Source organism: Acidobacteriota bacterium (assembly GCA_016700075.1).
Taxonomy (GTDB): Bacteria; Acidobacteriota; Blastocatellia; order Pyrinomonadales; family Pyrinomonadaceae; genus OLB17.
This window is the reverse complement of the sequence record CP065000.1, coordinates 1,147,727-1,173,332: the sequence shown is the minus strand read 5'-3', so window position 1 is coordinate 1,173,332 and position 25,606 is coordinate 1,147,727. Positions and strand designations below refer to the sequence as shown.

The 25,606-nt window shown below is 53.2% G+C and carries 22 protein-coding genes and 1 tRNA gene; 15 read left to right on the top strand and 8 right to left on the bottom strand.

Annotated features, from left to right (window positions below; translation table 11 throughout):
• Position 1: 1 nt before the first annotated feature.
• The 3 genes from IPM50_05280 to IPM50_05270 form a co-directional block, all read right to left on the bottom strand.
• Positions 2-1,180, bottom strand: a complete 1,179-nt coding sequence (locus IPM50_05280) for a restriction endonuclease subunit S (protein QQS33989.1) — start codon at positions 1,178-1,180, stop codon at positions 2-4.
• Positions 1,173-2,867: an SAM-dependent DNA methyltransferase gene (locus IPM50_05275; protein QQS33988.1), complete on the bottom strand. Its 1,695-nt coding sequence runs from the start codon at positions 2,865-2,867 to the stop codon at positions 1,173-1,175. Before IPM50_05275 ends, IPM50_05280 begins: the two co-directional genes overlap by 8 nt.
• Positions 2,868-3,108: 241 nt before the next feature.
• Positions 3,109-3,184, bottom strand: a tRNA-Thr gene (locus tag IPM50_05270).
• A gap of 304 nt (positions 3,185-3,488) precedes the next feature.
• On the opposite strand from IPM50_05270, the gene IPM50_05265 reads away from it, so the two are divergent.
• A complete protein-coding gene (locus tag IPM50_05265; protein QQS33987.1) occupies positions 3,489-4,463 on the top strand; it encodes a hypothetical protein in 975 nt (324 codons plus the stop codon).
• 45 nt (positions 4,464-4,508) lie between these two features.
• Here IPM50_05265 and pgsA read toward each other — a convergent pair whose 3' ends face one another.
• The 3 genes from pgsA to IPM50_05250 all read right to left on the bottom strand — a co-directional run bounded on the left by pgsA (position 4,509) and on the right by IPM50_05250 (position 9,041).
• Entirely contained in the window at positions 4,509-5,237 is a 729-nt protein-coding gene (gene pgsA / locus IPM50_05260) for a CDP-diacylglycerol--glycerol-3-phosphate 3-phosphatidyltransferase (GenBank protein ID QQS33986.1), read from the bottom strand.
• A 70-nt stretch (positions 5,238-5,307) separates the two neighbouring features.
• On the bottom strand, positions 5,308-6,804 hold the full coding sequence (locus IPM50_05255) for a DUF1501 domain-containing protein (protein QQS33985.1): 1,497 nt from the start codon (positions 6,802-6,804) through the stop codon (positions 5,308-5,310).
• Between the two features lie 5 nt (positions 6,805-6,809).
• Entirely contained in the window at positions 6,810-9,041 is a 2,232-nt protein-coding gene (locus IPM50_05250) for a DUF1800 domain-containing protein (protein ID QQS33984.1), read from the bottom strand.
• A gap of 216 nt (positions 9,042-9,257) precedes the next feature.
• Here IPM50_05250 and IPM50_05245 point away from each other — a divergent pair, with 216 nt between their 5' ends.
• Both IPM50_05245 and IPM50_05240 read left to right on the top strand, forming a co-directional pair.
• Complete coding sequence (locus IPM50_05245) at positions 9,258-10,157, top strand: Fe-S cluster assembly protein HesB (protein QQS33983.1); 900 nt, start codon at positions 9,258-9,260, stop codon at positions 10,155-10,157.
• A 77-nt stretch (positions 10,158-10,234) separates the two neighbouring features.
• On the top strand, positions 10,235-11,881 hold the full coding sequence (locus tag IPM50_05240; protein QQS33982.1) for a serine/threonine protein kinase: 1,647 nt from the start codon (positions 10,235-10,237) through the stop codon (positions 11,879-11,881).
• On the opposite strand, the gene IPM50_05235 is transcribed toward IPM50_05240, so the two are convergent.
• Both IPM50_05235 and IPM50_05230 read right to left on the bottom strand, forming a co-directional pair.
• On the bottom strand, positions 11,882-12,535 hold the full coding sequence (locus IPM50_05235) for a 1-acyl-sn-glycerol-3-phosphate acyltransferase (protein QQS33981.1): 654 nt from the start codon (positions 12,533-12,535) through the stop codon (positions 11,882-11,884).
• A 66-nt stretch (positions 12,536-12,601) separates the two neighbouring features.
• Positions 12,602-13,408 carry a PilZ domain-containing protein gene (locus IPM50_05230; protein QQS33980.1) on the bottom strand — a complete coding sequence of 269 codons (807 nt, stop codon included), beginning with the start codon at positions 13,406-13,408 and terminating at the stop codon, positions 12,602-12,604.
• A gap of 186 nt (positions 13,409-13,594) precedes the next feature.
• Between IPM50_05230 and gyrA the strand changes: the two genes are divergently transcribed.
• The 12 genes from gyrA to IPM50_05170 all read left to right on the top strand — a co-directional run bounded on the left by gyrA (position 13,595) and on the right by IPM50_05170 (position 25,601).
• Positions 13,595-16,138, top strand: a complete 2,544-nt coding sequence (gene gyrA, locus IPM50_05225; protein QQS33979.1) for a DNA gyrase subunit A — start codon at positions 13,595-13,597, stop codon at positions 16,136-16,138.
• A 155-nt stretch (positions 16,139-16,293) separates the two neighbouring features.
• Complete coding sequence (locus IPM50_05220) at positions 16,294-16,938, top strand: RNA polymerase sigma factor (protein ID QQS34465.1); 645 nt, start codon at positions 16,294-16,296, stop codon at positions 16,936-16,938.
• A 185-nt stretch (positions 16,939-17,123) separates the two neighbouring features.
• Positions 17,124-17,873 carry a zf-HC2 domain-containing protein gene (locus IPM50_05215; GenBank protein ID QQS33978.1) on the top strand — a complete coding sequence of 250 codons (750 nt, stop codon included), beginning with the start codon at positions 17,124-17,126 and terminating at the stop codon, positions 17,871-17,873.
• Between the two features lie 64 nt (positions 17,874-17,937).
• A complete protein-coding gene (locus IPM50_05210; protein ID QQS33977.1) occupies positions 17,938-18,651 on the top strand; it encodes a DUF4097 family beta strand repeat protein in 714 nt (237 codons plus the stop codon).
• Positions 18,652-18,685: 34 nt separating this feature from the next.
• Positions 18,686-19,540, top strand: a complete 855-nt coding sequence (locus tag IPM50_05205) for a hypothetical protein (GenBank protein ID QQS33976.1) — start codon at positions 18,686-18,688, stop codon at positions 19,538-19,540.
• 66 nt (positions 19,541-19,606) lie between these two features.
• Positions 19,607-20,200 carry a dCTP deaminase gene (locus IPM50_05200; GenBank protein ID QQS33975.1) on the top strand — a complete coding sequence of 198 codons (594 nt, stop codon included), beginning with the start codon at positions 19,607-19,609 and terminating at the stop codon, positions 20,198-20,200.
• A gap of 23 nt (positions 20,201-20,223) precedes the next feature.
• On the top strand, positions 20,224-21,687 hold the full coding sequence (locus IPM50_05195) for an aldehyde dehydrogenase (GenBank protein QQS33974.1): 1,464 nt from the start codon (positions 20,224-20,226) through the stop codon (positions 21,685-21,687).
• A gap of 46 nt (positions 21,688-21,733) precedes the next feature.
• Positions 21,734-23,008 carry a peptidase T gene (gene pepT / locus IPM50_05190; GenBank protein ID QQS34464.1) on the top strand — a complete coding sequence of 425 codons (1,275 nt, stop codon included), beginning with the start codon at positions 21,734-21,736 and terminating at the stop codon, positions 23,006-23,008.
• Between the two features lie 4 nt (positions 23,009-23,012).
• Positions 23,013-23,585 carry a hypothetical protein gene (locus IPM50_05185; GenBank protein ID QQS33973.1) on the top strand — a complete coding sequence of 191 codons (573 nt, stop codon included), beginning with the start codon at positions 23,013-23,015 and terminating at the stop codon, positions 23,583-23,585.
• Positions 23,582-24,010 carry a RidA family protein gene (locus IPM50_05180; protein ID QQS33972.1) on the top strand — a complete coding sequence of 143 codons (429 nt, stop codon included), beginning with the start codon at positions 23,582-23,584 and terminating at the stop codon, positions 24,008-24,010. Before IPM50_05185 ends, IPM50_05180 begins: the two co-directional genes overlap by 4 nt.
• Positions 24,011-24,028: 18 nt before the next feature.
• Entirely contained in the window at positions 24,029-25,081 is a 1,053-nt protein-coding gene (locus tag IPM50_05175) for an NAD(P)-dependent alcohol dehydrogenase (protein QQS33971.1), read from the top strand.
• A complete protein-coding gene (locus IPM50_05170) occupies positions 25,074-25,601 on the top strand; it encodes a DUF1697 domain-containing protein (protein QQS33970.1) in 528 nt (175 codons plus the stop codon). Before IPM50_05175 ends, IPM50_05170 begins: the two co-directional genes overlap by 8 nt.
• Positions 25,602-25,606 lie beyond the last annotated feature (5 nt).

The following is a 25,606-nucleotide window of genomic DNA, read 5'->3' as shown; positions in this document are numbered from 1 at the left end:
GCTACATTGGCGACAGCTTGCCGCTCATTAGTTTTGGTAACAATTGGTCTCGTAAAGATGACAGCGACTGAATCTGTGCTTTGTTTATTTCTAATTTCTGCCAAGCATCACTCGCGTAGTCGGAAAACTTCTTGAGCAAATCAGGAGGAGGCATTTTGAAGTCAACGCTTGAAATATCTGAAGGCTTTAGCGACGGGTAGGCTGATGTTGAACCTTCAGCGATCACATCAAAATATTCGGTCATTTCCTTTTGAGTGAGGAAAATATACAAGAAATGCGGATCGATTTTGGTACAAGAAATTACACAGAAGCCCGTCGATACAATCGTGTTTGGATTTACGGATTTTAGAAGTCCGTAATGTCGGTGAATAGGTCGAACGGTTGAAATTATGATGTCGTTATTTTTTACGATTCGTTTGGCCCGGCTCGGAGCTTCTTCCAATGAAAGATATTGATACTCGGAAACGATGTTGTCGGTTATCGATCCTGTATCTAAATACTCGATATCTTTATGCTCATAATCCTTGTCAATACTTAGTTCGTTAATAACAGCAACATCACCAACGGTTTTTGTTTCCCACCTATCATCGGCTTCTTCGATGAACAATTGGCGGAAGAGGGTTTGGGCCAGGGATTCGAGGGTTTTGTTTTGGCGGTGGAGCAGATCGATCTTATCGTCCAAACTGCCAAGAACTTCCGCGATTGCTTTTTGTTCGTCGACGAGAACAGGAACACGAAATTCAAAGTCGCCAATTTGAGTCGGGCTGATATGAGGAATTGACGTTCCCGTGTGGATTGCTTCTACGTAATCGACAAACTTTTCGTTAAAAATCTGATACCAGAGAAAGTTTTGATCAAAATTACTCTTGGCCCGCAGTCGAGCCACCCGTTGAGCAAGAATTAGCGGCAATTGATTCTGCCCTATGATTGCTCGATTGTGTCCCACTTTTGAGCCGTCCATGCCGATAACAATATCGCCAGACTGTAAGAAGTACTCTTCCAGCTTTTCCGTTGAATGATTCCAATACTTTTCGGTATCCCAGCGTAAATTCCCAACGGTGACATTTTCGCCTCTAACCACTTTGAGGTTTCCTGCCATTTCGTACTGGTCGCCTTTGAATGGAAATCCAGTAAAAATCTCTGCGACCTGTCGCAACTCATACTTTTTCCACTCACCCATTCGACGCGACCTCCATGTCCAGGTCACCCTCTCCGTCTCTCCCAGAGGGAGAGAGAATGATACTGGAAAGATTCGCCTTGATTCGATTGTTCAGATCTTCTTCCTCGGCCATCTGGCTTTCGAGTTCGGCTTTTAGAGAAGCAAAGCGTTCGGCGAAATTGAAATCGTCTTCGTCATCGGCGAGGCCGACGTATCTGCCGGGAGTTAGGACGTAGCCTAATCTTTCAACCTCATCTGTACCGACACTCCGGCAAAACGCCGGAATGTCTTTGTACAGACCCTCTCCAACCTCTCCCTGAGGGAGAGGCGCTGAACTCTCTCCATGTGGGAGAGCCAGAGAGGGTTGGTTCCTCCAATTGTGATATGTTCCGGCGATCTGTTTGATATCTTCTTCGGCGAGGTCGCGGTTCTTTCGGTTTATCAGAAAGCCGTGGTTTCGTGCATCAATAAACAGGATCTGGCCTTTGCGGTGTTGTTTATTTCTTCGCAGGAACCAGAGACACGCGGGGATCTGTGTATTTAGGAACAATTTGGTCGGCAGATTGACGATGCAATCGACCAGATCGTTTTCGATAAGAGCCTTTCTGATCTCGCCCTCGTTATTGGTTTTAGATGTAAGCGAACCTTTGGCAAGGACGAATCCGGCGACGCCGTTTGGGGCGAGATGGAAAAGGAAATGCTGTATCCACGCGTAATTGGCACCATTAACCGGCGGCGGCAGATTTTTGCCGAGAACTTTCCAACGGGCATCATCACGAAGGAGATCGCCGCTCCAGTCGCTGTCGTTAAACGGCGGGTTAGCAATGACAAAATCGGCCTTAAGGTCTTTGTGAGCGTCATTGAGAAACGAGCCTTCGTTGTTCCATTTGACGTTTGAGCTATCGATGCCGCGAATAGCAAGATTCATCTTTGCCAGCCGCCAAGTGGTCTGATTACTTTCCTGCCCGTAGATCGAGATTCGGTCTTTGGGATTGATCGCAAGCTTCTTGCCGTTGCCGTTCTGGTGGTTGTGGCTGTGAGCCTCAATGAACTTTTCAGACTGCACGAACATGCCGCCTGAGCCGCAGCACGGATCAAAAACGCGGCCTTCGTATGGCTCAAGCATCGCGACAAGAAGGCGAACGACGCTTCCGGGCGTATAGAACTGTCCGCCCTTCTTTCCCTCGGCAAGGGCGAACTCTCCGAGGAAGTATTCATAGACGCGGCCAAGTACGTCTTTGGCCTGAGCTTCCTTCGTGCCAAGTGTCGCACCCGAAATTAGGTCGATCAGTCCGCCCAAGCTCGCCTTGTCCAAACGCTCTTGAGCAAATGCCTTTGGCAGCACTCCGCGAAGTGACGGGTTATCCTTCTCGATCGCCTCCATCGCGTCGTCAACGTCCTTGCCGACGGTCGGCAATTTCGCCCGCGATTGGATGTAAGACCAACGCGCCGTAGCCGGGACATAAAAGACTTTTTCGGCAAGATATTCTGTCTTATCCTCCGGATTGGCACCTTCGGCCCTCATATCAGGGCTGCTGAGTCTGTCGTAAAGCTCTTCAAAGGCATCTGAGATGTATTTCAAGAAGATCAACCCGAGAACGACGTGCTTGTATTCGGCGGCGTCGATATTCTTGCGCAGTTTATCAGCGGCTTTCCAAAGCTTACGCTCAAGCGGTTCCTCTTTTTCGACTTTCTTCTGTTTAGGCATGTGGGGTATCGCTCAACACGCTACTCAAACTTCCTTGATCTTTACAAAGGTGTTCCCAGAATTATACACATTTGTTGAATTCGATTGAATAGGGCTGTTCGCCGGAAGGACCAAGAAATGCCTCGTGAAAGAGGCTGGCGACCGCATCGCGTAAGTCCTAATCTAAGTCCTAATCGCAAAACTACGCCAATTGAGGCTTTGGCGTATGTCTTGTAAGTGCTTGTGTTTAGTGGAGATATTGTGGAGCCGGTGATAGGACTTGAACCTACGACCTGATGATTACAAATCAACTGCTCTACCAACTGAGCTACACCGGCTTGGTGTTGTCGGCGTGGGTGCCGACGGGCGAACTGAAATACTAGCAAAATCGTGCTGGCGGAGGCAAGACGAGGAGAGGAGGAGACAAGGAGACAGGGAGATTGGGAGACAGGGAGATGGGGAGATCGTGTTTGCAATTGGTGTGATGTGAAGTGTTTGGCAATGTAAAAAGATGTTGACCATTTGTACAGAAAACACTTAAAATAAGGAGAGCCCGAATTTCGGGTGCATCTACAACATTTCCTTCCGTTCGGCCGCTTCAATGCCGCCGTGTCTTTTCGGAAACCAAAAAAGGAGAACATCGTGAAGTTTTTATCCACACTCGGCAATCGTTTCGTCCCGGTTTTGTTATTGCTGGCAGCCGGCGTTTTGGTCTCGCAAGGCCAGACGCGGCCAACCATGGTTCCTGAGGCCGATAAAAGCCCTCGTCCATTGGCAGTGGGCAACAATCTTTATTGTGCAGGTTACATTCAAACGAGCGCCATAAGCACGGCAAACAAGATCATAGGCGGCCATGACGAAGCGGACGGGTTCATCTATTCGCAGAACAACTTCGTATTTATCAACATGGGGCGTGACAAAGGCGTGAATGTCGGCGATGTTTTCGCGGTCGTTCGCCCGCGGGGAACCGTCAAGAGCAAGTGGACCAACAAAGGGAATCTTGGCTTCTATGTTCAGGAGGTCGGTGCTCTTGAGGTCATTGATGTAAAGTCCGAAGTTTCTGTAGCACGGATAAGTTCGTCATGCGACAATTTCCTGCTTGGTGACCTGGTTCAATTGGTCGAACGGCGCGAAAGCCCGGCTTTTGCGCGGAAAGGCGAAATAGACAGGTTTGCCGATCCGACCGGTAAAGCAAAGGGCAGGATTGTATTGGCGCGAGACAACGCGGAAATGCTCTCACGTGACTTCATCGCCTACGTCGATCTTGGCGCCGAAGACAATGTCCGTATCGGCGATTACCTGACGATCTACCGATATCTTCCAAAAGGAAACATTACCCTGAGTCCGGATCGCGAGGCCGTCAGCAGCCGAGATTACGGGTTTGAGAGTGAAGTTTACAAGGGCGGCAAATTCTCAAATCAGTCTTCGGCAAAATCCGGCGACAAAGCCACGGGCCAAGAGGTACGGACGCGTGACATTCGCAATAACCGGCCCGCAGGATTGCGAAAAGTGGTCGGCGAGGCCGTGATCCTCAACGTAAAAGAACGTACCGCGACGATCCTGATCACCAAGACGGGCCAAGAAATTCATACCGGTGACTGGGTTGAAGTGCAGTAAGAAAACAAACTGGAAAAATGACTTGGCCGCAGCACATGCTGCGGCCTATTTTTTTTGCTCCGCGGCGATCTTGCGCCTTTCGGAAAAGAAGTAGGAAAAGTAGCCGTACATTGACCAGATCGACAAGATGACAGCCAGCCAAAGTGCTCCGCGGCCGACGAGGTAGCCGAATACCTTCCAGTCATTTGAAGTGAGTGTAAGTTTCGCGAGGCCGGCAAACGCGGCCCTGACCTCAGGAACCTCCCAAAACGCCACGGGATAATCGAGGCCGAAATTCGAAACGGGCGGTGTACCGTTGGCCGCAGCAACGAGCAGTGCGACCACGGCGACGCATTGTGCCCACATTTTGAGTTTGCCGAGTCCTTGTGCGGCGATGACGATCCCTTCGCTTGCAGCGATGGAACGAAGTGCGGTGATGATAAACTCGCGGCCCAAAATGATAACGACCGCCCACGACGGGGCCAGATGTTTTTCTACGAGGACGATGAGAGCTGCGGAAATGAGCAGTTTATCTGCGACCGGGTCTAGAAATTTTCCAAGCGTGGATTCCTGTTTGCGGCTCCGGGCAAGTCTGCCGTCAACTATGTCCGACAGCGATGCCAGAATGAAGATAACGATCGCCAGTGCATAGCCGCTGATCCCGAACCAACGCTCTGCGACCGGCGTCAGAAGTACGACGACCAACAGCGGCACGACGATGATCCGGCCCAGCGATATCCAGTTCGGCAAATTCACGACAACAAGCAGTTTATTCCGTACTGTTGCGGCGTTCAAGATGTTCTTCGCTTAAAAAGAGAGGCTGCCTTTTCGAGGCAGCCTCAGCGGATAGCGGATGAATAGCCGCTTAGGTCATAAAGCTTAACTGCGAATGTGCTCCCGTAAAATTATTCAGATTCGGGAAAACCGCCAATTCTTCGTTTTGAGGCAGGCCGAACCAGCGTGCGAGTTGAACGCAGTATTGTTCGACGGAGGTCGTCGGGATCCAGCGTCCTCGTGGTGCGGTTCCCGAATCAGTGTCGTCCATACCGCCTTTCGTCATGTTCGGGAAATAAGTGCCGGTGCCGTCGGGGCGCAGGCTGCCATAAAAGTCGCCGCCCGCGACGGCTCCGCCCATTACGAACATATGATTTCCCCAAGCATGGTCGGATCCTACTGCAGCCCCGTTGCCGGCAGGATCAAGCGTCCGGTTAAAATCCGACAAAGAGAAGAGGGTGACATCGTTCGAGACGCCCTGCGTGACCATTTCGTCATAAAATGAGCGCATCGCCTGGCTGAATTGCCCCATCTGCGTTGTCTGATTGTTCAACTGGTTAGTGTGGGTATCAAAACCGCCGATCTGAACATAGAAGATCTGACGGTTGATGTTCAGGTCGAGACGCTTCTTGATCAGCCTGGCGACCTGACGCAGCTGCCTGCCGATGCTTGTATTTGGAAAAGGTACAGTTGTGTCCTGCGACGTTTGCAGGGCAGCATTTGCCTGCATCGCCAGGTCGGTCACATGGCTTGCGGCGGCGATGTAGCTCGAATCGAGGTCTTGTGTGCGGAGAGCATTGAAAGCGTTGAGCCGAGCAAGGTTCACGCCCGTCGGATTAGTTCCGTAGCCCGCCGGATTCAGAACATTTGCAAGCGAGGTGTTCGAATCGGCGATAGCGAGCGGCAGCGTCAGCTGGCCCGAAGTGAAAAGCTGGGCACCGGCGATAGAAGTGATCATCGGGACCAGTCCGTTGGGATTGCTGCCGGCTGTCATGCGGTCAGAGATACGTCCGCCCCAACCGGTGAAAGCCTGCGTATTCGAAACGCTGGTCTGATTCTGCGTGACCTGATCGGAATGCGAAAAGAGCTGATAGGGCTTTCTGAACGCCGAGTTCTGATATTGAGTTTTCGTCAGAGGCTGGACAAGTGTTCCAACGTTGGCAACGACCGCCAGCTTGCCCTGGCCGTAAAGTTCGTGGATGCCGTTATTGATCGCGCCTGTCGCAGCCGGCCCAAGTGCGGGGTTGAATCCGAACGTCAGCCCGCCGAGACGGGGAACGCTGATAGGGAGCAGGTCATTCTGCGGTATCGCCAGGCCCTGAGTACTGCGTGCGGAGGCATAGAGGGCGTAGTTGCTCACCTGCGAATCGTTATGATTCGGGATGACCATGTTATTGCCGTCGTTGCCGCCCGCCCAAAAGAGCAGCACAAGGGCTTTGTAATTCTCTCCGCCTTCCTTTGTCGCATCGATCGCTCTTTGTGCAAGGGCGTTCATCGCACCGAGGTGATGCATTTGCGTTGCAAGCGTTACCATGCCAAGGGCACAGCCGCCCGTTTTCTTCAGAAAATCGCGTCGTGTTTCTTTCATTTTCATCACCTCTGAACCTGGTATTGTGACGAGGTCGTGACCAAATAGACCGCCTGCCGCACTCTGCCGAGCGAGTCGGTGGCATTTACCGTTGTGACTACGGGCCTTATGGTATTCCGCATTTGCTCAGACATCGTATAGTGCATCAGTCGTTTGTTGAGCTCATCGAGAAGAAGATTCCCGGTCGGGTCAGCTGTTGAAAGTGCCTGCAGGTCGCTGAAATCGACCGCGGTGCCGTTCGGGGCGTCGGTCGTTCCCCCGGCAATAGCGGGACTCGTGAATACGAACCGGTTGGAGAAATTTGCCCGCTGGATCGAGGTCCCTGTTGTCATCAACGCAAACTCGGGCCCGAGCAGCGAGGTGCCCGGCACGACGAAGTCCGGCGGATAATAGTTGAAAACCGTCGGGGAGCGGAATGGATTCTGTCCCATGCCAGTAAATTCGGCCCTTCCCGTAAGATAACCGTCACTAAGCGTGCCTGCGACGGCACCTCTGACATTGAAGGCTCGAAGAAAGCTGGTGGTGAATTGAACCGGTTCCATCAGCTTCCCGTAGTTCGGGTCTGTCTTTATATCGCCGCGAGCCTCGGGGTGCAAAAGTATCGCCCGAACCACCGACCTCAGGTCGCCGCGGACGCCTGCCCCGTTGTTATTGAATACTGCCGCCACATCAGAGACGTATTGCGGCGTCGGGTCGCTGGTGATCAAATGCTGGATCAGAAGCTTGCTGACGAACGGGCCGACATTCGGATGATAGAACAGATTGTCGATAGCCTGATTGAGCGAGTTGAAAGCGTAGGTCGTGGTATTAGTTGCGTTGGTGCAGTTCGTACAGGCCGCAATGTTCGTTGTTGTCGATCCCTGATATGCCAAAAGAGTTTTGGCGGTCAGGTCGTGATTGTTAGTGTTCAGCCGCATCGGGTCGATGTAATTCACCGCTCCTGAGACCAAATTCGGACAAGTCGCTGCCTGGTTGCAGAAGGTCCATCCGGTCAGTACCTTGGTCAGGTTGTTTACATCTTCCTGTGTATAGGTTGGTGCGGGTTCACCATTCTCGTAAATGATCGTACCGTTCTGGTTTAGCTTGAAAAGTCCAACCGAGAAGAGCTGCATCAGTTCGCGGGCGTAATTTTCGTTAGGGCTGTTTCGTGTGCTTCGTACCATGTCCAGATACTCGCCCATCGTCGGATGCAGCGTCATCTGGTACATAAGATCGCGATAGTTGCCGAATGCGTTCTGCGACAGGATCTTGTGATATTCGACCATGTGCCGCGACTGCTGAATATCGACACCTGACGTTACCCAGATCTGGCTCAACGCCCATGCCACCTTGTGGCGGAGCTGAGTGTCGCCGTAAAGTGCCTCACGGAAAAACCAGGTCTGCAGAGGGTACATTGTGTAGGTATCGCGAAAACACGTAACGGGGACATCCGGGACGGTTTGGTTGCCGTCGCAGTCGGAAGGTGCGTTCGCCGGTTTAAGCGGCTGATTCGGATATGGGTTAGCCGCAGACGGATATGGTGCGTCGAACTGCTCTGCAAGCCAAGTGCGCAGACCTATGCGCCGCAATCTGGCATCCAGTTCCATCGTCGGGCCGAACGTCGCCTGCTTCATGAAACGCATGCGGTCTCCGGACCATCGATAGCCGACATATTCCGGGGTCGCACCGGAAGCCGAACCTTTTAAAGACAATGCTTTGCGCAGAGGGAACGGCTCGAGTCCGACTGACTCTGACGAAGGGCCGCTGCCTTTTGCAAGAATCACTTTATTGCTCGACAGCCCTCGCCAGGTCAAATAGCCCAGTATTTCTGTCTCGGCGTCAGGCAATTCCCAAAAACGCAATTCGTCGTCAAGCCTGACCTTCAATGCCAAAATGTTCCGCGACAGATCCGACGACGAGATGTCCTCAACGGGAAAACGGTACAGCCGCCCGCCTGAAGCCTCAGCGTAAATTCGAAACGCCTTCGGGCCCTCGCCGTCGGCGAGCCTCACATTAGCGACGTATAGAACGATCATCGAGCCCCGCGAAAAGGCTCTTTCGGCTCCGCGCGTCCGTGACGTTCTCACTCCATCGTCCAAACCGACCCTGGCCTCCGCTGATGTGTCCGACGTGATCAGAAAAGGGGTCGGTGAGTTCGGGTCCGGGTCCCCTTGACCGAACGTAGTGCTGCAAAAAAACAATGCAGTGATAGCGATTAGAGTGAGTTTTGCCGTGAAACTCGAACTTGAGCTAAGCATTTGCGATCCTCCAAATCAACGCAAATAGGAAATGTGACCTCAACGAAACTGCCTGCGGGAGTGCTTGTTTAAGCCTGTTTTACAATGATAAAAGATACTGTATATCAGCTAAAAAATCAAGATAAATCTCGCCCTTAAAATCAGCCAATCTTCTTTGCAAAACGTTAGATGAGAAATATACTCGTTTAGCCGAAATAAAGTAAAGGACATTCTTGTATGCCCAGCCTTGTGATGATCAGAACACCTGCGGAATTTAACTTTTCGTCATGTCTTCGCAGCCATGGCTGGGTGAATCTTTCACCATTCGAAGTAGATCAAGAAAAATTGACAGGCGTCTTGGCTCTCGATGGTTCGGTCGCTCGATTTGACGTTTCGCAAGGACCCGAAGGCAAGTTGAAGGCACGGGCAAGCAAGGAAACCGCAGACAGCCGCGGGCTTAAGGATGCCGTCACCCGAATCTTTCGTTTGGATGAAGACCTCAGCGGTTTCTATAACAAAACGCATAATGACGTTGAGCTTGAATGGGTAGGCCGCGTTGGTGCGGGGCGGCTCGTGCGGTCGCCTACGGTATGGGAAGACCTTGTAAAAACACTGTGTACTACAAACTGCTCTTGGGGACTGTCACTCAAGATGGTTTCCAATCTGGTCGAAAAACTGGGTGAGTCCGACGGGCACGGCGATCGAGCTTTCCCCACGCCCGACGCTATGGCGGCAGTTGATGAGGATTTCTACCGAAACGAGATACGTGCAGGTTACCGGTCTCCGTATTTCGTCGAACTCTCCAAAAGGGTCTGCAATGGCGAGATCGACCCTGAAAGCTGGCTCTCAACGCAGTTGGCAACCATTGAGCTGAAAAAGGCTATCAAAGGCGTGAAAGGAGTTGGCGACTACGCGGCTGAAAATCTGTTGAAGCTGCTTGGCCGATATGACGGGCTCGCTTTGGATTCTTGGCTGAGGGCGAGATTCTATGAGCGGTATAACAACGGAAAGCCCTGCCCTGACGGAAAGATTGAAAAGCATTTTGCCGGCTACGGCGAATGGAGGGGCCTGGCAATTTGGTGCGACATGAACCGTGACTGGTATCTTGACGGCCAAATTGAAGCCGCTGACGTCTAACAAATGTCATTTTTCGCGGCCGTGCGGTGTTTATTGGTGTAAACTTTGCGAACGCAAAAAGCGTAAAAATAACGGGAATGATCAAGCCGGGAGAGACATTACAGAACAGATACCGCATTGAACGCCAAATTGGCCAGGGCGGAATGGGAGCGGTGTATGTTGCTGTCGATGAACGCTTTGATACGACGGTCGCGATCAAGGAAACGCTTTGCATGGACGACAATTTCCGTAAAGCGATCGAACGTGAAGCCCGGTTGCTGAGCAGTCTGACGCATCCGTCGCTTCCGCGTGTCAGCGACCATTTCGAAGAGAACGAGAGTCAGTTTCTCGTCATGGAATTCGTCGAGGGCGACGATGTAGCCAGTATCCTGGAGCGTGAGGGCCGGCCGTTCCCGGTAGAAAAGGTTTTGGCGTGGGCGGACGATCTTTTGGACGCTTTGGAATATCTCCACAGCCAAAGCCTGCCGGTGATTCACCGCGACATAAAGCCGCAGAACCTCAAGATAACACCTGACGGCAGGATCATGCTCCTAGATTTCGGCCTGGCAAAAGGAAGCCCTACCGATGCCAGCCACAAGACCGCAGCAAAGAGCATTTTCGGCTATTCGCGGAACTATGCCTCGTTGGAGCAGATACAGGGAACAGGCACCGATCCGCGCAGTGACCTTTATTCGCTGGCTGCGACCTTGTATCACCTCGTTACGGGTGTTCCGCCCGAAGATGCTTTGACACGTGCGATGTCGGTTCTGTCCAATCGCCCCGATCCGCTGATCCCTGCGAGTGTTTTGCACGAGAATGTGCCTGCGGGGCTTGCCGGGATTTTACGTTCGGTGATGGACCTGAGTGCAGAAAATCGTCCGGCTTCCGCCGCCGAGATGCGCTCGATGCTGGCGAATTCGGATGACTACGAGTACCTCGCGAACGCGGCTCCTATAGGCACAAGCGGGGCCGATGCAAAAGTGTTCGCACAACCGACGCAGTTGATGCCTATCGGGACACGAGCAGGAACGCAGCCCTTTGCGAGCCTGCATTCCGGTGATCCGCGGTCCGATGTGAATACAGGGCAAATAACGCAAGCTGCTGCATCCCGCGGAGGGGCGATGGCAGCGGGTGCAGGTATCGTTCTCTTGGCATTCGGGGTACTTGCGGGCGGCGTTTATGTTCTCAAGCCGGAGGTCTTCGGCGTCGGCAATGTTTCAAATATCACAGAGCCGTCGCAGCGGGTCTCGACGACGGCGTCGCCGGAGCCGAGGTCATCGAACGTGGCTTCGGATCTAGTGTCCAATTCCTCTACAGGGAATATTGAAGCGGCTGCACCGGGGCAAAAGGATGTTTCGCAGCCAAAGCCTGCGGAAAAGGAGACCGCTGCAAAGACCGCCAAGGAAAAGGATCTGCCGGCAAATGTCAGAGCACCCGGAAAATCGTTACAAAACGCAGCGGTCGAGCCTGACCTGCCTCCCGGCGGCATGATAATTACGCGGCGAGAAGCGGACGGCAAGATCACTACTATGAAGGTTAATCCGGGAGAAAGGGCTCCAAGGCCGCCGATTCCTCCCGTTAGTGACTGGCTGCCGAGAGACCTGGACATGACGAAATTGACGCCGGAGCAGCAGCGGCGGATAAATGACCTGATACGAAGAAGCCGTCCGCGGCCGTCTCCTGCTCCCGAAAATTCTCCGGGCACTGAGTTTCAGTTCGAACTGAGCCTGGAACCGCAGCAATGATCAGGCATCCGCTGAGCCGGCAATAATTTCGCTGAGTATCTTTGTGTACGTCTCAGCGGCCTCATTCTCGCCCAGATCACCCTTTTCCACGCGCAGAAGAGGATGATAGGTAACCACTATCGGTCGAAAGAATTTGGGATATTTCTGTTTTTGAGGCCAAACGCGGTTGCCGCCTTGAATGGTCACCGGCAGTATCGGCACATTTGCCTGCATCGCGATGCGGACCGCTCCTTGCTTGAGGTCTAACAGCTTACCATCGCCGAATTCGCGGGCACCTTCGGGAAAAATGACCAAAGCACCCCCTGCTTTAAATGTGGCGAGTGCCTCTTTCAGGGCACTCAGCGAGCCGCCTTTTTCCAGCGAAACCGGAAATGCCCCAAGTGATCTGATGAACCAGCCGACAAACCGCCAATCGAAGGCCCGGTCCCATGCCATGAACCGGAATTTGGTCCTGACCGGAGCGGTGATCCATGCGGGGTCGAAATACGTTTGGTGATTGGATGCGATAAGAAAGGGACCCGCCGATGCCGAAGGTATGTTTTCCTTTCCTCGATAGCGTATGAACCAGAGCAGTTTGCTGATGCCGAGCGCAATATACCGCAACGGCTCGAAGACCATTGGGGAAGGGAAATTCGGTGCGCCGTTCCGGTTCAAAATAGAAAGGGCCAAAGACCAAGCTTCAGCCCCTAATGCTAGTTTCTTAGAAGGTAGGATTCAAACCTATTGAATGCCTTCGAGCGGAAATAGGCGATCGATGAACTCCAAATGCAGACGCGGAATACCGTCGTCGCCTTTTCGCGATCCTCTTACTACTGACAGGATCTCCACGCCGAATCGTTCGCTGGAGACACGCAGAAAAGTGCCCGCTTCGACATTGAATGATGAAAATACGGACGCACCGCCGAGACTGATGTTCTCAGTCACGGTAGTTTCTGAATGGAGAATATTTCCTTCCTCGTCAACCTGCGACAGGACCAGCTCTTCCGGAATCGAATATCTGGTCTGCTTGCGAAGGTCTTTGGGCAAATGACTGTCGTCGGCAAGAAGGTTCGCTTGACCGATGTGCCAGAACCCCGCACCGCTTTCGTCTTTCTGAAGCAGGTCGTACAACCGCGAAGGATGCTCAAGAAAGTCCGCGGGCGGATTACGGCCGATAAATGCGGCTCCAATGGCATATTCGTCCCCAGCCCCGGGTTTTTCGATGACAATGCAGCGGCGGACGAGAGCCCAAACCTTGTATTGCGGTTCGCTGTAGTCAAAAGACCTAAGCTGCCGCGGCATCGGTATCGTCAATTGGATGATACGGCCGCGTTTTACGGGCCTTTTCAAAACGAAGCCTGCACCGAATGCCGAAACATCGTTCAGACGGGTGACCTCATACCAACTCACCTTCGGATCGACACGTACTTCAACACGGACCGGTAGCGGCAGAGAAATACGCTGTATCCGCCGATTTTCTTTTTCGGGCGGCGAAGTTCCTGCCTGAGAGGCCATTGGCCTGGTCGTGTCTGCGTGTTGCTGCAGCATCTGTAGCGAATTATCGAAGTAGGATTCCGCGACGGGTTCGTCCTGGTTGCGGGACAGGCTTTACGCCTGTAAAATAAAGAAACAGCCAAGCAGCCGCGATTTCCACATTTCGCTGCTTCCGCAGAAAATAAAAACAAAGCGGAAAACCTGCCACTTTCGCGGCCGGACGCCTTTAAGGATACACAAATGGATTCATTACTGGAACGCGATCAGATAAACATCGAAGATGAAATGCGGCGGTCGTATCTCGACTACGCTATGTCGGTCATCATCGGCCGGGCGCTGCCCGATGTCCGCGATGGGCTAAAGCCCGTTCATCGGCGGGTCCTCTGGGCGATGCACGAGCTCGGAAACACATTCAACAAGCCCTACAAAAAGAGCGCTCGCGTGGTCGGCGACACCATCGGTAAATATCACCCGCACGGCGATACAGCGGTTTATGACACCGTGGTAAGAATGGCGCAGGATTTCTCGATGCGTTATCCGCTCGTTGACGGCCAGGGCAACTTCGGCTCTATTGACGGTGACAATCCGGCCGCGATGCGTTATACCGAGGTTCGTCTCGCCAAGATCACGAACGAGGTCCTCGCGGATATCGAGAAGGAGACCGTCGATTTTCAGGCTAACTACGATGACTCGCTTTCCGAGCCGAAGGTGCTTCCGACAAGGATCCCTAATCTGCTGGTCAATGGTTCCGAAGGCATCGCGGTGGGTATGGCGACAAAGATACCGCCCCACAATCTCGGCGAGGTCGTCGATGCCTTGATAGAGCTTTTGGGCAATCCGCAGATCTCGATCGATGAGCTTATTAAGATCGTTCCCGGACCGGACTTCCCGACCGCAGGCTTCATTTACGGCAGGGAAGAGATTCACCGCGCATATCGTGAAGGCCGCGGTGTGATCCAGATGCGTGCCAAAGCGGTCGTTGACGAAATAGGCCGCGGCGACCGGGTTCGAAACGCTGTGGTCGTGACGGAGATACCATACCAGGTCAATAAGGCAAGGCTTATCGAAAAGATGGCCGAGCTCGTCAACGAGAAAAAGCTGGACGGCATTTCAGAGATACGCGACGAATCTAACCGTGAAGGCATGCGTATCGTTATCGAATTGAAACGTGATGCCATCCCGCAGGTAATTCTGAACAAGCTGTACAAGCTGACGCCGATGCAGTCGTCGTTCGGCATCATCAACATCGCTATCGTTGACGGTCAGCCTAAATTGCTGAATCTGAAACAGATATTGGAGGCATTCGTCGAGTTTCGCCGGAGTGTGGTTCGAAGGCGAACTGAATTCGACCTCAGAAAGGCACAGGCACGCGCTCATATTTTGGAAGGGTTGAATAAGGCCATCGACGCGCTTGACTACATCATTCCTCTGATCAGAAACTCACGCTCCGTCGAAGAATCGCGAAACTGGCTGACGTCCAACTTTGCCGCGATCGACGAGGTGAAAAAATGGCGGGGTATTACCGGAACGAAATCTGACGATCAGTTCGTCAAAGAGCTAAAGAAAGTAATAACAAGCCTCGAATTCAGCGAAATACAGGCGCAGGCGATCCTTGACCTTCAGCTTCGCAGGCTGTCTGCCCTTGAGCGGCAAAAGATCCTCGACGAATACGCCGAGATCATCAAATACATCGCGGAGCTTGAAAATATCCTTGCTAACGAGAGCGTGCTGAGACAGGTTATCGCAGACGAACTGAAAGAGGTTCGGCGGCTTTACGCCGACAATCGCCGAACGACGATCGTAGATGCGGGCGTTGAGTTGAGCATCGAGGATCTAATTCCGGACGAAGACGTCGCGATCACGGTCACAAAAGCCGGCTATATCAAGCGAACTCCTGTTTCCACCTATTCGCGTCAGGGCCGCGGCGGCAAAGGCAGGCTCGGCGCAACGGCGAAAAACGAGGATTTTGTTGAGCACCTGTTCGTGGCATCAACACACGCATTCCTGATGATCTTCACAGACGACGGGCAGGTCTTCAAGATCAAGGTACACGAGATACCCGAGGCGGCTCCGGCAGCCCGAGGCAAGGCCGTGGTCAATCTTGTCCAACTTTCCTCCGAGAGAAGGTTGGTCGCGGTGATGCCGGTTCGCGATTTCGGCGAAGAGGTCTATCTGACGATGGTCACAAAGAACGGCGTCATCAAGAAGACGGCTCTTGCAGACTATCAGAACATACGCTCAAGCGGCATCAACGCGATCAATATCGACGAAGGCGATGAGCTGCTGGATGTGATCCGCACCGACGGCAAGCGGCAGATCTTTGTAGCTACGCACGATGGCATGGCTGTGCGGTTCAATGAATCTGACGTTCGGCCGATGGGCCGTGCGACCCGCGGCGTCCGCGGCGTCAATCTGCGTAAGGGAGACTTTGTCGTCTCGGTCTGTTCGGTTTCGCAGGAAGGCACAGAGAAGATACTTTCGGTGTCCGAAAAGGGCTTCGGCAAGCAGACGCAAGTATCCAGCTATCGACTCACAAAACGCGGCGGCATCGGCGTCATAAACATGAAGACGACCGAAAAGACCGGCAAGGTCGTTTCAGCATTCCCGGTCGAGGATGACAGCGAGATCATGATAATCACTCAGCAGGCAAAGCTGATACGCTTAGGCGTTGACAAGATCCGTGAGACTGGCCGTTCCGCTCAGGGCGTAACGCTGATCAAATGCGGCGAGGACGACCTCGTGACGAGTGCGACCCTGCTTGCCGCAGACGAAGAGGTCGAATAGCGGTACGAAAAAGCTTTACCTTCTGATGCGAATTGGCTTAGAATGCAGTCAGAAAGTGTTTTTGTGTTCAGAGCAACCCAATAGGGAGGGCAAACATCATAGCGGCCGAAGAAGTATTAAAACCGGAGACTGCCTTTAACGGAACAAGTATGACGATGCAATCCGCTGTTCTGGAAAATGAGGGTGCCGTTCTTGCGGCGTCTGCACCGGCCGCCGTGTTGGCTCCGGTAGCGGAAGCCGCGGCGATCGATCGCAGTGCTCCTGATATTGACCTTTGCAGGCTCGCGGCTGATGGCAGCCTGGCTGCGTTCGAGGTCATCTACGAGCGTTACAATCGCCGGACTTACAGCCTCTGCTTGCGAATGCTTGGCAATCAGACCGAGGCCGAAGACCTGACGCAGGACGTTTTTGTTCAGCTGTATAAGAAGATCGGGAGTTTTCGGGGTGATTCTGCATTTTCGACCTGGCTCCATCGCATGACGGTCAATCAGGTCCTCATGCACTTCCGCAAACGCAGCGTCAAAAGCGAAAAAACGAGCGAGGACGGCGAACTGCCTGATCAGGCGGTTGCCGGGACCGGCAATCCGAGCAAGATGCCGATCGTTGACCGTATCGCTCTAAAGAACGCCATCTCGAAGCTGCCGAAGGGTTACAAGAACGTTTTTATGCTTCATGACGTTGAAGGCTACGAGCATGAAGAGGTGGCCCGTATCATGGGCATTTCGGTAGGCACTTCGAAGTCGCAGCTGCACAAAGCACGGCTCAAATTGAGGGCCTTGCTGCTTGAAAGCAAGGGTTGAGAAGCCAAGGATCTGACACTAAAGACGGACGAAACCGAAAGGCTCGTTCGTTTTTTCTTTGGAGGTCCTTTCATTGCGGAAATTAAAGGACGTGTCAGGCAACTAATTGCGGACTTTGGCTAATCTATCTATCAGCAGAAATGTCGCATTGAAAGCGATGTCCGGCAGCAGGCCGGAAGCTGCAAATGATGTTCGACGACACTCAACATAACGTTTGCGAAAAATGCCGTGACCTGATGAGCGGCTTTCTCGACAATGAGCTCGAGGCGGCTGATGCGTCGATGATACGTGAACACCTTTCCGCATGCGGCGAATGTGCGGACCTATGTGCGGAGCTGTCGGCGATCCTCCAGTTCTGCGGCGAGGAGCCGGCTGAACCTGTCGCTGATGCCGTGCCGCCCAACGCGGACGCGATGTGGAAACGCATCAATAACGTTCTTGAAGGCGAGATCAAGCCTCCGCCGCCTTCTCTTCCGGAGCCTCGGCGCACGTGGGGATTGAGTTTTTTTCAAGTATCTGCCGCATTGGCATGCGTTGCCGTTGTCAGTTCGCTCCTCACATTCGTTGCTATCCGAAACTACAATGCAGAGCCCGATGCGGTCATGGTCACAAGATCTGCTCAGCCGCCGGGTATTGTTGATCGTGTCTTGATCAAGTTAGGTTTCGCGGAAAGCCCGGCGGAAAAGCTGGAACGCCGGATGCGTGAGCGTCAGGCAGCTATCGATTATTGGAACGCAAAGGTCCAGGTGAGGCGCATGCAGTGGGACAGGACGACCCGTGAAGCGTTCGATAGAAATCTGCGGGCGATCGACGAATCGTTGTTTGAATACACGAATATTCTACAAAGCGATCCTGAAGACCAGCTTTCTGAGGAGATGCTTGATTCGGTCCTAAACGATAAAATGAATTTACTGAGGGATTTTGCTGCCCTTTGATCTATTGATGAAATTTGGCGGCCATGTGATCTCAGCAGTGATTGCCGGAAAAACTACGATCCTGATGAGCGTAGTTTTTTTCTTTGCGCTTTCGGCTGCGGAGATCACGGCTCAAAAACGTTTCTCGCGTACTTTTCCCGCCGGTCAAAATGTTCGCCTGCAGCTGATGAATCGCACAGGAACGGTAACTGTCGAAGGCTGGAACCGCTCTGAGGTCAGCATAACCGCATCGCTCGAATCGCCAGCGGCGAACATTGTCCCGCAGACCATCGGCGGAACCATTGTGATAAATCTCGTGAAGGACAATGCCGGCCGGAACGAGGTAGGAAACGTCAATTTCACAATACGCGTTCCGTTCACGGCCATGGTCGATATCGAGACCAAGATCGGGAACCTCAATGTTACCAACGTGCGCGGTGGATTAGTGAGGGCTTATATTTCAAGTGAGGGAGACATTACGCTGACGAACATCGGTGCAAGTGCAGTTTCTGCCGAGAACGTCATCGGCGATATCTTCTTCGATGGAGAGATAGTTGACGGCGGGAACTATCGCTTTTCGTCAACACGGGGAAATATCAATCTTCGGATTCCTGTGACGGCGTCTTTCCGCTTTGTCGCCACTGCTCCGTCTACCCGCAATATCTCGCTGGGTGCGTTCGTCAATACAAAAACCAACTATCTGGGCGACGGCCGCCGCGTTGTAGGCCGTTTAGGTGACGGAAGTGCTACACTTTCGGTGACGAATCAACGCGGTTCGATCTCTTTCCTGCGTCGTTAGGGACGCTTTTTAATCGCAAGATAAACGAGGTTCTATGCGACAGATCACCTTGCTCTATTTGATCGGGTTGTTCGCTTTTTTTTCGTACGCTGTCCAAGGTCAGGCAGTTAAGCAGACCGCTGGTATTAAAAGGACAGTTACCAAGACCGAGCGGATGCCATTCGGAGCCGGCGGTACCGTCACGATTGCAGGAGCACCTTCGGGAGCGATCCGCATCAAGCCCGCGTCGGGCAATGAGGTCGTGATCAATGCCAGGATCGAGATCCAAGCTGACAACGAAACGGAACTTGCTAAACTGACGGAGATCACAGGCTATATTACCGAAGAAAGTCTCAGCCGCATCGCCATCACAGCGGTCGGCTCGCATACCAAGGGCATTTTCAAGAAGATCCCGAAAAAGACCGCAGCGAAACTCGTTTCTTTACCCTATTCGATCGACTTTGAGATCGAGGTGCCGAAATATTGCGACCTCGTTCTGAACGGCGGAAAGGGTGATCTGACCGTCGAAGGACTTGAAGGCTCACTCAGTGCAAACTTCATTGAATCGACAGCAGTCGTCAGGATCGTAAGCGGAGCGGTCAACTTGACCATCGGACAAGGTTCGGTGGACATTGCCCTTGGAACGAAAGGCTGGCGGGCGCGAACGGCGGACGTGAGCGTCGCAAAAGGCGACATCATCGCCCGGTTCCCTGCAAATTTTTCTGCTGAATTGGACGCAATGGTCCTGCGAACGGGATCTATATACAACATTATAGAAGGCATGACGCCGCGTGACCGTAAGGTCGAACCGAATGACCGTCTGATGCAGATGAAAGCGGGCGTCGGCGGGCCGCGTGTAAAGTTCACGGTCGGCGATGGCAGTATTCGTCTGCTCCCGTTCGAGATCTGACGGCGGACCGAGTTTCGAGCCCCGCAAGATTTGGTGATAAACTGTTCGGGTTTATCGCCATTTTTTATGACCATTAAATCTGATATCTGGCTGCGTCGGATGGCCGAAGAGCAGGAAATGATCTCGCCGTTTTTGCCTGAACTTGTCCGCGAGATCGACGGCCGCAGGATAATATCTGCGGGCTGTTCAAGCTACGGCTACGATATGCGGCTGGCGGACGACGGCTTTCGTATTTTCTCGTCAGTCCACGGCAAAGAGATCGACCCGAAGCGTTTTGACGAGCAGTATTCGCTGATCGAACCCGAGCTGCAGACGGCCGAGGACGGTTCGAAATATTACATCTTGCCGGGCCATCATTACGGGCTCGGCGTGACGGTCGAAACTTTCAAGATGCCGCGAAACGTGACTGGCGTCGCTCTAGGCAAATCGACGTACGCTCGTGCAGGATTGCTGGTCAATACCACGCCGCTAGAAGCCGGCTGGACCGGCCGCCTCGTCGTTGAGATCGCAAACCTCGCAAATCTGCCGCTTCGCGTTTACGTCAACGAAGGCATCGGCCAGATACTATTTTTCGAATCCGACGAAGACTGCGGCGTTTCTTACGCCGACCGCGGCGGCAAGTATCAGGGTCAATCGGGCCTGACGTATGCGAAGGTCTGATCTGAGCAGCAGGCGGTTCTGAAATGAGAATAGACAATTACATCGGCGGCGAGATGGTTGAACCGGCTTCCGGCGAGTATTTTGATAATTATCAGCCGGCGACGGGCGAGGTTTATTCGCAGATACCGGATTCGGATGATCGCGACGTGAACCTGGCGGCGGACGCGGCGTCTGCGGCGTTTCCGGCGTGGGCGGCGACTCCGCCTGAGGAACGGTATGCGATCCTGATGCGGCTCGTTTCGCTCATCGAACGCGATCTGGAGCCGCTCGCTCAGGCGGAATCTACGGATCAGGGCAAGCCCGTGTCGCTGGCACGCATGGTGGACATACCGCGTGCGGCGGCGAATTTTCGTTTTTACGCGACTGCCGCGATGCACCTCGCGAACGAATCGCACGAGACATTTGGTGCGGGCGGCGTTCACGCGATCAATTACACTTTGCGGCAACCGCTCGGCGTCGCCGGCTGCATTTCACCCTGGAATCTGCCGCTATATTTATTCACGTGGAAGATCGCTCCGGCGATCGCCGCGGGGTGCACCGTCGTCGCCAAGCCGTCTGAGGTCACGCCGATGACCGCGTTCATGTTGTCTAAGCTTTGTATCGAAGCCGGATTACCCGCGGGCGTTCTGAACATCGTCCACGGCACCGGGCCAAAGGTCGGCTCGGCGATCGTCGGGCATCGCGATATCAAAGCCATCTCGTTTACCGGCGGCACAAAGACCGGCGAAGAGATCGCACGCGTCGCCGCACCGATGTTCAAGAAACTCTCGCTCGAGCTCGGCGGCAAGAATCCGAACATCATCTTCGCCGATTGCAATTACGAAGAAATGCTGGCAACTACGGTGCGTTCGTCGTTCTCAAATCAAGGCGAGATCTGCCTCTGCGGTTCGCGGATATTCGTCGAACGGCCACTCTATGAAAAGTTCAAAACGGATTTCGTCGCGCGTGTTGCAGCACTAAAAGTCGGTGATCCAAACGATCCGGCGACAGACGTTGGAGCCATCGTCTCAAAACAGCACTTCGAAAAGATCCTTTCGTATGTCGAGCTAGCGAAATCCGAGGGCGGCACAATATTATGCGGTGGCAGCGTGTCAGAACCTCCTGCGTCAGCGGGCGGCCAGCCTCTACGCGGTTTCTTTATCGAGCCGACTGTCATCGAAGGCCTCTCGCACGATTGCCGCACGAATCAGGAAGAAATATTCGGTCCGGTCGTGACGATAATGCCTTTCGATAGCGAAGATGAAGTTCTCCGGTTTGCCAATAGCGTCCGTTACGGTCTCGCCGCAACTCTCTGGACCGAAAACCTTTCGCGTGCTCACCGCATCTCAGCTAAACTCGAGTCCGGCATCGTCTGGGTAAATTGTTGGATGCTCCGCGACCTGCGAACACCATTCGGCGGCGTAAAAGACAGCGGCGTGGGGCGCGAAGGCGGCTTCGAAGCGTTGCGGTTCTTTACGGAAGAGAAGAATGTTTGTGTAAAGATATAGGTAAATCGATATGAAATTATTTTTTACGTTGTTGTTGTCGTTAGTAATGTTTTCCGCGGTACCCGCTCAAACAAAACCGCCGACCGAATCCGCGATGGATCGGTTTCTCCGTTACGTGAAGATCGATACGCAATCCGCCGAGGAAGCCGGGAAATTTCCGAGCACCGAGAAGCAGTTGGTGCTCGCAAGTTTGCTCGAGGGCGAGCTGAAGGCTCTCGGAGTACAGAACGTTCGTATCAGCAAAGAGGGCATTGTGTACGGATTAGTCGCGGGCAATCTGGCGGACAACAGCAAGGTGCCGACGATCGGTTTTATTTCTCATATGGACACCTCGCCGGCGGTTAGCGGTGCGAATGTGAACGCGATCATCCATAAAAACTATCAGGGCGGCGACATCGTTTTGCCGAACGATAAGACGCAGGTCATCACTGTCGAACAAAATCCTGCTCTCAAAGATCTCATCGGCGACGACATTATCACGGCGGACGGCACGACGCTGCTTGGTTCGGATGATAAATCGGGCATCGCAGAGATAATGACGATGATCGACATTCTCCGCAACAATCCGCAGTTAAAACACGGCAACATAGCGGTCGCGTTCACGCCGGACGAGGAGGTCGGCGGGCCGATGGACCTTTTCGATATCGAAGGCTGGGGTGCAAAGTATGCTTACACGGTAGATGGCGGCGAACTGGGCGAGATATCGGACGAAACGTGGTCGGCACGTACCGCAACTCTTTCATTCCACGGCAAATCGACACATCCCGGCTACGCGAAAGGGATCATGGTCAATTCCGCATACGCCGCAGCAGATTTTCTCACGCGATTTCCACCGAATATGCTGCCTGAAACCACATCAGAGCGTGTCGGGTTTGTGCATCCTTACATTGCGAATCTGGATGTCGAGACATCGACCGTCAAGGTACTGATCCGCGATTTCGACCTGAGCGGCGTCGAGGCAAAAGAGAATATGCTCAGACAAATGGCCGAGGCCGTCCGCATCAAATTCCCAAATGTTCGCGTTGAATATTCGAGCGCATTGGGATATCTGAATATGAAAGAGGTTCTCAAGGATCATCCGAAACTTGTCGAATATGCCAAGGAGGCCACCACGCGTGCCGGTGTGAAACCTAAGATGAAACCTATTCGCGGTGGAACTGACGGTTCGCGTTTGACGGCCCGAGGGTTGCCGACGCCGAACCTGTTCACAGGCGGGCACAACTTCCACGGCAAGCTGGAATGGAATTCGCGACGCGGTTTAGAGAAATCGACGGAGATGTTGGTCAATCTGGTGCAGATCTGGGCTGAAAGATCCAAGTAATTTCATGAAGAGAATATTCTTATTCGGCGTCATTGTGTTTTCACTGGCTGCGGCCGCCTCTGCCCAGTCAAAGGCAAGCGTTCAAGCGGCGATGAAAAAGTTCCCCGGCGTCTCTAAGGCCCACATTGAGCAAATGATCGTCGCCAAGCAGGTGCTGCAGATCGCATTGCCTACTTGGGTACCTGCCGGTTTCAAGGTCGAAAATATCAAGTCGCGGCTCGGCCGCGGAGTGGTGATCGAGGATCGCGAGTTCGTTATCATCTATTCGCGGACTCTGCCGAACGGCAAGATACAGCGGTTTGCGTTCGAAGCAGGATTCGATGGACTCGGCGACCTGATGTATGAGGGGGCAAAAACGATCTCAACGCCGCTAGGAAAGATATATCTTCTATATGAACCGTTCGATCCCGACGAGAATAAAAAGTTGGAGAACTATGTCATGACCGAGTGGTTTCAGGTAGGGCGTCTCGATTGGCATTACATCGGCATGTATGGATATGATGAGGCTTCGGACGATCTGGCAATGATCTCGCTGGCAGATACTGAGCGAATACTGAGGTCTTTACGGCGGCTATGAGCGGTGGCGATGCAGAAAAGTTGAACTCCGAACGAGCACCCGAACCGGTCGGCCTTTATCCGCATGCACGCCGCGTGGGGAATTTGTTGTTTCTTTCAGGCGTCGGCCCTCGCGAACTGGGGGCGAAAAAGATACCGGGCGTAGAACTCGATGAAATCGGTGAGATCATATCTTATGACATCGAAACCCAATGTCGCTCAGTATTTCAAAATGTAAGATACATTTTAGAGGACGCGGGTTCTTCGTGGGATAACATAGTAGATGTAACGGTGTTCCTTACGAATATGAAAGCCGATTTCCCGGCGTATAATCGGCTTTACGCGGAGTATTTTGCCGACAACCAGCCGTGCCGGACGACGATAGAGATCAGCAGTTTGCCGACGCCGATCGCCATCGAATTAAAAGTTATAGCAACGATCGAATAAACAACTTAAGAGGAAGAAATGATCCAAACAAAAGGTTTCGCAACACATGACGCAAGCGCTACATTTTCACCGTTCGAATTCGAACGCCGGGATGTCGGTCAGAATGATATTTTGATCGACATCGAATATGCCGGAATCTGCCATTCGGACATTCACCTTGCAAAAGATGAATGGCACGACATGATGCCGGCGATGTACCCGATGGTGCCCGGGCACGAGATCGTCGGCCGCGTGACTCAGGTGGGCGATGCTGTGACGAAGTTCTCAGTAGGTGACATTGCGGGTATCGGCTGTTTTATCGACAGCTGCCGTGAATGTGTCCCGTGCGATTTCGGCGTTGAGCAGTACTGCATGAACGGCATGGCGATGACCTACAACGGCACCGAGATGGATCGCACCACGCCGACATACGGCGGCTATTCGAAACATTACGTTATTGACGAGAACTATGCACTGAAAGTGAATGCTACGGGCGACCTTTCAGGCGTCGCACCGCTGCTTTGTGCAGGAATAACGACCTATTCACCGCTGAAGAAATTCGGCGTTGGGCCGGGGCAGCGTGTCGGTGTGGTTGGCCTTGGCGGCTTGGGCCACATGGCAGTGAAGATCGCGAAAGCCATGGGTGCAGAGGTTACGGTTTTCAGCACGTCGCCCGGCAAATCTGAAGATGCGGGCAAGTTGGGAGCGGATAATTTTGTGGTCACGAACGACCCCGAAAACCTGGCACCGCTTGCGAACAGTTTCAATCTTATAATCGATACCGTCTCTGCCAATCACGACCTTAATCCGTATATCAACATGGTCGGGCTGAACGGCGTCCTTGTGGTCGTCGGTATGCCCGAATTGCCCGCGACGATACATCAGGCATCGATCATCATGGGCAACAAATCGATCGCAGGCTCGCTGATCGGCGGCATCACCGAAACGCAGGAAATGCTCGATTTCTGTGCCGAGCACGGCGTGGTCGCAGATGTTGAGGTCATCTCGCCCGATCGGATCGAAGAAGCCTACGACCGCACTATCAAAGCCGACGTGCGGTATCGGTTTGTCATCGATATGAAAAATGCCTAGATACGTCGCACTGCTCCGTGGTATCAACGTCGGCGGTAATACGATGTTAAAGATGTCGGACCTCAGGCCCTGCCTCGATCGGGCAGGGCTTGCGAATGTCGTGACGTATATTAACAGCGGCAACGTCGGATTTGATAGCGACGGATTCGAGGGCGATCTGGTTGGCGTGATCGAGAAAGCGATCGAGACTGAATTCGGCAGATCGGTGCCAGTAATGGTGCGTTTGCAGGCGAACATCGAGCGGATCATCGCCTCGAATCCCTTCGATGGGGAATTCGAAAGCCACAAGGAGATGCACGTGCTGTTCTTGCGTGAGGAAATGCCCGACGACAAGGCGGGCCAGCTATTGGAAGCTGCCGAGCCGCCCGAGCGTTTCGCCATCGTCGGCCGCGAGATCTATTGCCATTTGCCAATGAGTGTTGCCAATAGCCTGCTCGGAAAAAGCTTTATCGAAAAGAAATTAAAGGTCGCCGTAACCGCACGAAACTGGCGTACGGTTGAAAAACTTTCTGAGTTATAATTGCC

What these genes read in the sequence shown, in the direction of transcription:
- IPM50_05280 (QQS33989.1), bottom strand. Translation starts at nt 1,180, where the DNA reads ATGGGTGAGTGGAAAAAGTATGAGTTGCGACAGGTCGCAGAGATTTTT.
- IPM50_05275 (QQS33988.1), bottom strand. Translation starts at nt 2,867, where the DNA reads ATGCCTAAACAGAAGAAAGTCGAAAAAGAGGAACCGCTTGAGCGTAAG.
- IPM50_05255 (QQS33985.1), bottom strand. Translation starts at nt 6,804, where the DNA reads ATGAAAGAAACACGACGCGATTTTCTGAAGAAAACGGGCGGCTGTGCC.
- IPM50_05250 (QQS33984.1), bottom strand. Translation starts at nt 9,041, where the DNA reads ATGCTTAGCTCAAGTTCGAGTTTCACGGCAAAACTCACTCTAATCGCT.
- IPM50_05245 (QQS33983.1), top strand. Translation starts at nt 9,258, where the DNA reads ATGCCCAGCCTTGTGATGATCAGAACACCTGCGGAATTTAACTTTTCG.
- IPM50_05240 (QQS33982.1), top strand. Translation starts at nt 10,235, where the DNA reads ATGATCAAGCCGGGAGAGACATTACAGAACAGATACCGCATTGAACGC.
- IPM50_05230 (QQS33980.1), bottom strand. Translation starts at nt 13,408, where the DNA reads ATGCTGCAGCAACACGCAGACACGACCAGGCCAATGGCCTCTCAGGCA.
- gyrA (QQS33979.1), top strand. Translation starts at nt 13,595, where the DNA reads ATGGATTCATTACTGGAACGCGATCAGATAAACATCGAAGATGAAATG.
- IPM50_05220 (QQS34465.1), top strand. Translation starts at nt 16,294, where the DNA reads ATGCAATCCGCTGTTCTGGAAAATGAGGGTGCCGTTCTTGCGGCGTCT.
- IPM50_05215 (QQS33978.1), top strand. Translation starts at nt 17,124, where the DNA reads ATGATGTTCGACGACACTCAACATAACGTTTGCGAAAAATGCCGTGAC.
- IPM50_05210 (QQS33977.1), top strand. Translation starts at nt 17,938, where the DNA reads ATGAGCGTAGTTTTTTTCTTTGCGCTTTCGGCTGCGGAGATCACGGCT.
- IPM50_05205 (QQS33976.1), top strand. Translation starts at nt 18,686, where the DNA reads ATGCGACAGATCACCTTGCTCTATTTGATCGGGTTGTTCGCTTTTTTT.
- IPM50_05200 (QQS33975.1), top strand. Translation starts at nt 19,607, where the DNA reads ATGACCATTAAATCTGATATCTGGCTGCGTCGGATGGCCGAAGAGCAG.
- IPM50_05195 (QQS33974.1), top strand. Translation starts at nt 20,224, where the DNA reads ATGAGAATAGACAATTACATCGGCGGCGAGATGGTTGAACCGGCTTCC.
- pepT (QQS34464.1), top strand. Translation starts at nt 21,734, where the DNA reads ATGTTTTCCGCGGTACCCGCTCAAACAAAACCGCCGACCGAATCCGCG.
- IPM50_05185 (QQS33973.1), top strand. Translation starts at nt 23,013, where the DNA reads ATGAAGAGAATATTCTTATTCGGCGTCATTGTGTTTTCACTGGCTGCG.
- IPM50_05180 (QQS33972.1), top strand. Translation starts at nt 23,582, where the DNA reads ATGAGCGGTGGCGATGCAGAAAAGTTGAACTCCGAACGAGCACCCGAA.
- IPM50_05175 (QQS33971.1), top strand. Translation starts at nt 24,029, where the DNA reads ATGATCCAAACAAAAGGTTTCGCAACACATGACGCAAGCGCTACATTT.
- IPM50_05170 (QQS33970.1), top strand. Translation starts at nt 25,074, where the DNA reads ATGCCTAGATACGTCGCACTGCTCCGTGGTATCAACGTCGGCGGTAAT.